We start from the raw sequence: 4,294 nt of genomic DNA, 5'->3' as shown, positions 1-4,294 counted from the left end.
CGTCAACGTGCTCTGGGCCCTCTTGCGTGACGGACGGTGCTATGAGGCGACCCCACCCACGGTTCTCGCAGCTTGACAGACCACATTAGGAATCAATGACAATGCGGCGACCGGAACCGGGTGGTGATGGACTCCGGCTACGACGTGATGCGCCTGGCCTGGCTGCTGCGCCACCTTCCCGTCGAGCTGGTGGGACGCCTGCGCTCGCGGCGGGACCCCAAGTCCAGCAGTTCAAGCGCGTTGGCGGACTCCACTCATGACCTGGGCGTACCGCGCCCAGTCAAGTGCGCCCAGCGTGCGTCTTCGGCAGTGGAAGCACGGCATGGAACAGTGCGTCCTGGAAGCGCCTGCTGGTTTGAACCATGGTGGCTTCTGAAGCGTCTTACTTGGAGAGGCAAATCCAGCTGGGATTGCCGATTGAGATGGAGGTGGAATGTCCACTCCGATGGAGTACGGTGCGGCCTCCGTGGCGCGCGCACAGTCATTCGATAGTGTCATGGACACCGTCGCGGTCACGGGGAAAACCACTGCCCAGGGCATCATTTATATCAACACATCCAAGTATGCGATTTCGGACGCTTATAAGGCAGGCGACGAGGCGGCAAGTGGCAGCCGATATGCATGGGCGGATAAACTCCCATCGCTGATATATAAGACGCGGAATGATGCGGAGGTTAAGGTTCTCGACTGGGCCTATAAGCGGTTGGAGGCTTTGAAGTCGACGGCCGGATCGATCCAATCCGTCCAGGTGGACATTGTTGCTAACGTCGGCCCATGCAACGGATGCAAGGCACGCATACAACACTTCACTAACGAAACTGCCAGACTTTTCCCTGGCCTCAGAAATACCGCTGGAACTTGGAATATTAAAGTCACATCCAATTATGATGATCAATATGGACGAGCTCAAATCCAAACGGCCCCCCGTACGGGTTTTGCTAATAATGCATATGGGTATCTCGATGCGGTTCGTAAAGAAAACTCCTACACGGCAGAAGTTCATCCGGGAGCATACGCTACCTACTATCAGCATGCTCATGTTCCGAATGGGTCTAACGGATTTATAGAGCCCCATCAGAACTCCAAAATTACTGATGCGGCGCCGACCGGAACTCCTGTCTCTGACCGGCATTCTCCGCGCGCCGCTTCCCTGCCACTTCCTGGTACGTCTCGAAACGCGCCTGCTCGTGGTCCAGTACCGCTCCAGCCGTCCACTGCCGCACCGCAACAACAGCGAACAACCGCAGCACGGCAGCCAGCGAGGGCCACCCTGACTGCGGATTACGCGACAGCAGCGCGGAACCATCCGACGCCTGGCCACTCCGGGACGGCAGGTCCCTTAGGCTTGAGGAAGGCACACCCTGCCACGAATGCGCGCAAGCCCTCCCGGGGTTTGTGATCACGCCTCGGACAGCCCGCCTCGTGAAAACCCGCGAATGAGCCCGTCGCCGCGGCTGTGGCCGTGCCCGCCCCGCAGCCGCAAGTGGGCCGCCTGTCGAACCACGTCAGGGCATGCGCCCGAGGCTCAGACCTGGCAAAACGCCCAGCGAACCGCTCACGCAGCCCGGACAGCAGCCCCTGCCCGGCCTCGATCTGCCCCACCCCAAGATCCACGGTCACGAGGAGCCTCTGGGCCGGGTACGCAGGCCCGGTGGTGATGGAATGCAGTGGGGTGCACGGGCAGGACCGGGTATCCGGCCTCGAGCAAGCGGTCGACGACCAGCCCGCTGGAACGTTCGATGATGACGGGCAGTTCAGCCGGGGTGCCGTGGCTGGACAGTCGGGCCAAGGCGGCCGAAAAGTCGTCTTCGCTGTGCTCGAAGGCCCATTGGTCGATCACGGTTCCGCGGTCGTCAATGACGGTCACGTCGTGGCTGGCGCTGGCCCAGTCCCATCCGACGAACATCAATCCCGTCCCTTCTGCCGGAGTTGGTGATTGACTCCGCAGGTGGTGGCGAGACCCGGCTGCCGGTTCCTCATTGTTCGGCCTGAATCGCTCCGGGTCTGATGGAGGTGGTCTGCCCCGGTTCTGATGGAGTCGGGTTGCTGGACAATTGACCATCCAGCAGCCTTCGGAGGCCGTGATGCCCCGCAGCTATCCGCCCGAATTTCGCCGCAAGGTTCTCGATCTAGTCGCATCCGGGAGGAAGGTTGCCGAGGTCGCCCGGCTCCTCGGTATCAGCGACCAGACGATCTATGTCTGGCGCCGCCAGCACCTCATCGATACAGGGCAGTTGCCTGGCACGAACAGCAGCGACCTTGGCCATCCACCGGCGGGCTGCCGAACTGCTGGGCGAGGTGACGTCCCCAAAAGGCGGTTCGAAGCCATCCGCGTGATGGCCCGTGAGCACCTTCCGGTGCAGCTGGCCTGCCGGGTACTGCATGTCGCCGAGTCCGGCTACTACGCCTGGCGGGATCGTCCGCCGTCGAACCGCCTGGTCAAGCACGCCTGGCTGACCGAGGCCATTGTGGGCATCCACACCGCCTCCCGCGGCACCTACGGCTCCCGCCGGGTGCACGCAGAGCTCCGTCTGGGCCTGAGCATCCATGTCAGCCACGGCACCGTGGAACTGCTGATGCAGCGCGCCGGCCTGCACGGCCTGCCCGGCAACCGGCGCCCCCGCGCCAAGCACGTGACCCCGTCCGTCACCGACCTGGTGGAGCGCCACTTCACCCGCCACGCCAGGGACCAGTTATGGGTCACGGACATCACCGAACACCCCACTCTGGAGGGCAAGGTGTACTGCGCGGTCGTCCTGGACACGTTCTCGCGACGTGTGGTGGGCTGGTCGATCGATGCCTCGCCCACTGCGGCGCTGTCCACCAACGCCCTGGCCATGGCCATCGGCAACCGCTCCCCGCGGCCGGGCGGCACCATCATCCACTCCGATCACGGAGTGCAGTTCGGGTCCTGGGCGTTCACCCAGCGCGCGCACGCGTCCGGCCTGCTGCCCTTGATGGGCTCGATCGGGGACTGCGTGGACAACGCGATGATGGAGTCCTTCTGGGCCCGGGTCCAGGTCGAACTGCTCAACCGAAGACGGTGGCGGACGCGTCTGGAGCTGTCCACCGCGCTCTTTGAGTACCTGGAAATCTTCCATAACCGACAGCGCAGGCACTCCGCGCTGGGCATGCTCAGCCCGGTGGAGTACGAACTCCGCACCCCGCCAGTAGCCTGAAACCAAGCAACTCGACTCCACCCAACTCGGGACAGTCCGGAGCCTCCACCGATCCCGGAGCGGTTCAGCCCTCGATCGGGAATGTCCTTGACGCAGGTCCGGGGCCTCGGCGTGTCAGGGGCGGCAATACTCAAACTGGCCGTCGAGCGCGGCACGGCAACGAGGCAGTCCCCCAACACTCACCAAGGAGTCACGACCCATGGATTGGGCCGCAGCATCGATACTTCCCCAATGAGGCATCTGAAGATGTCCTTCGTCTTGAGCCCTGCGAGAGTGCGTCGTGCGACGTAGGAACGTGTGCGTGGGTCGTGACGCATGCGGACCAGCACGATGGTGTGCAGCGCGCGGTTGGCCTGGCGGTTACCGCCACGGTTGAGTCGGTGGCGGTCGGTGCGCCCGGAAGAGACTGGCACGGGTGCGGCAGCGCACAGGTGGGCGAAGGATGCCTCCGAGACGAGCCTGTCCGGGTTGTCTCCGGCGGTGACCAGCAACTGCCCGGCGGTCTCGGTCCCGACGCCCGGCAGCGCGAGCAGGCCCGGCGCGATAGGGGCGATCAGAACGCGCAGATCGGCGTCCGCGTCTGATATCTCTTCGCTCAAGTTTCGGTAGCGCTTGGCCAGACGCTTGAGGGCGAGTTTGACGGCTGTGGCCGGGTCGGCCAGATCGGCGCGGGGACGGCTGGCCGCCAGGCGCCGGATCAACTCGGTGGTGGTCAGCGATGGTAGCGCTTCGCGCACCGCAGCGGGTGCGGTGATGAGCAATGACTTGATCTGGTTGATGGTCTGGGTGCGGGCCTTGACGGCGCTGGCGCGTACCACGCGCAGCTCGCGGATTGGCTCGACCGAGCCGTCGCGGTGCTTCGGGGTGCCCTTGGCACGGCCGGAGAGCACCGCGGTGGCGGCGTAGGCATCAACGGGGTCGGATTTGCCTGCCGCGCGGCGAGCTCGACGGTCAGGTCCACCTCGATGACGGTGACCTGGTTGGCGTGCAGGAACCGGGCGAGTTCGGCGCCGAAGGAGCCAGTGAGCCTTTTCCAACCTCAGTTTGAGCCGGTGAGGTGGAGGGTGAGGACGGCTTGGACGAGGCTGGTGATGCGGGTGGTCGGTGCAGCGGAG

General features: G+C 64.2%; 3 protein-coding genes. 1 reads left to right on the top strand and 2 read right to left on the bottom strand.

What is annotated here, in order from left to right:
• Positions 1 to 1,555: 1,555 nt before the first annotated feature.
• Entirely contained in the window at positions 1,556 to 1,906 is a 351-nt protein-coding gene (locus AB0I54_RS47915) for a transposase (RefSeq protein WP_363302718.1), read from the bottom strand.
• 178 nt (positions 1,907 to 2,084) lie between these two features.
• Here AB0I54_RS47915 and AB0I54_RS47910 point away from each other — a divergent pair, with 178 nt between their 5' ends.
• Complete coding sequence (locus AB0I54_RS47910) at positions 2,085 to 3,179, top strand: IS3 family transposase (protein ID WP_363302717.1); 1,095 nt, start codon at positions 2,085 to 2,087, stop codon at positions 3,177 to 3,179.
• A gap of 179 nt (positions 3,180 to 3,358) precedes the next feature.
• Here AB0I54_RS47910 and AB0I54_RS47905 read toward each other — a convergent pair whose 3' ends face one another.
• Positions 3,359 to 4,069, bottom strand: a complete 711-nt coding sequence (locus AB0I54_RS47905; protein ID WP_363302715.1) for a transposase — start codon at positions 4,067 to 4,069, stop codon at positions 3,359 to 3,361.
• Positions 4,070 to 4,294: the final 225 nt, after the last annotated feature.

This window comes from Streptomyces sp. NPDC050625, from assembly GCF_040654755.1.
Taxonomy (GTDB): domain Bacteria; phylum Actinomycetota; class Actinomycetes; order Streptomycetales; family Streptomycetaceae; genus Streptomyces.
Note: the sequence above shows the minus strand (reverse complement) of the source record. Positions and strands in the feature narration are given on the sequence as shown.

Coding starts and splice junctions, on each gene's coding strand:
- AB0I54_RS47915 (WP_363302718.1), bottom strand. CDS start 1,906: ATGTTCGTCGGATGGGACTGGGCCAGCGCCAGCCACGACGTGACCGTC.
- AB0I54_RS47910 (WP_363302717.1), top strand. CDS start 2,085: ATGCCCCGCAGCTATCCGCCCGAATTTCGCCGCAAGGTTCTCGATCTA.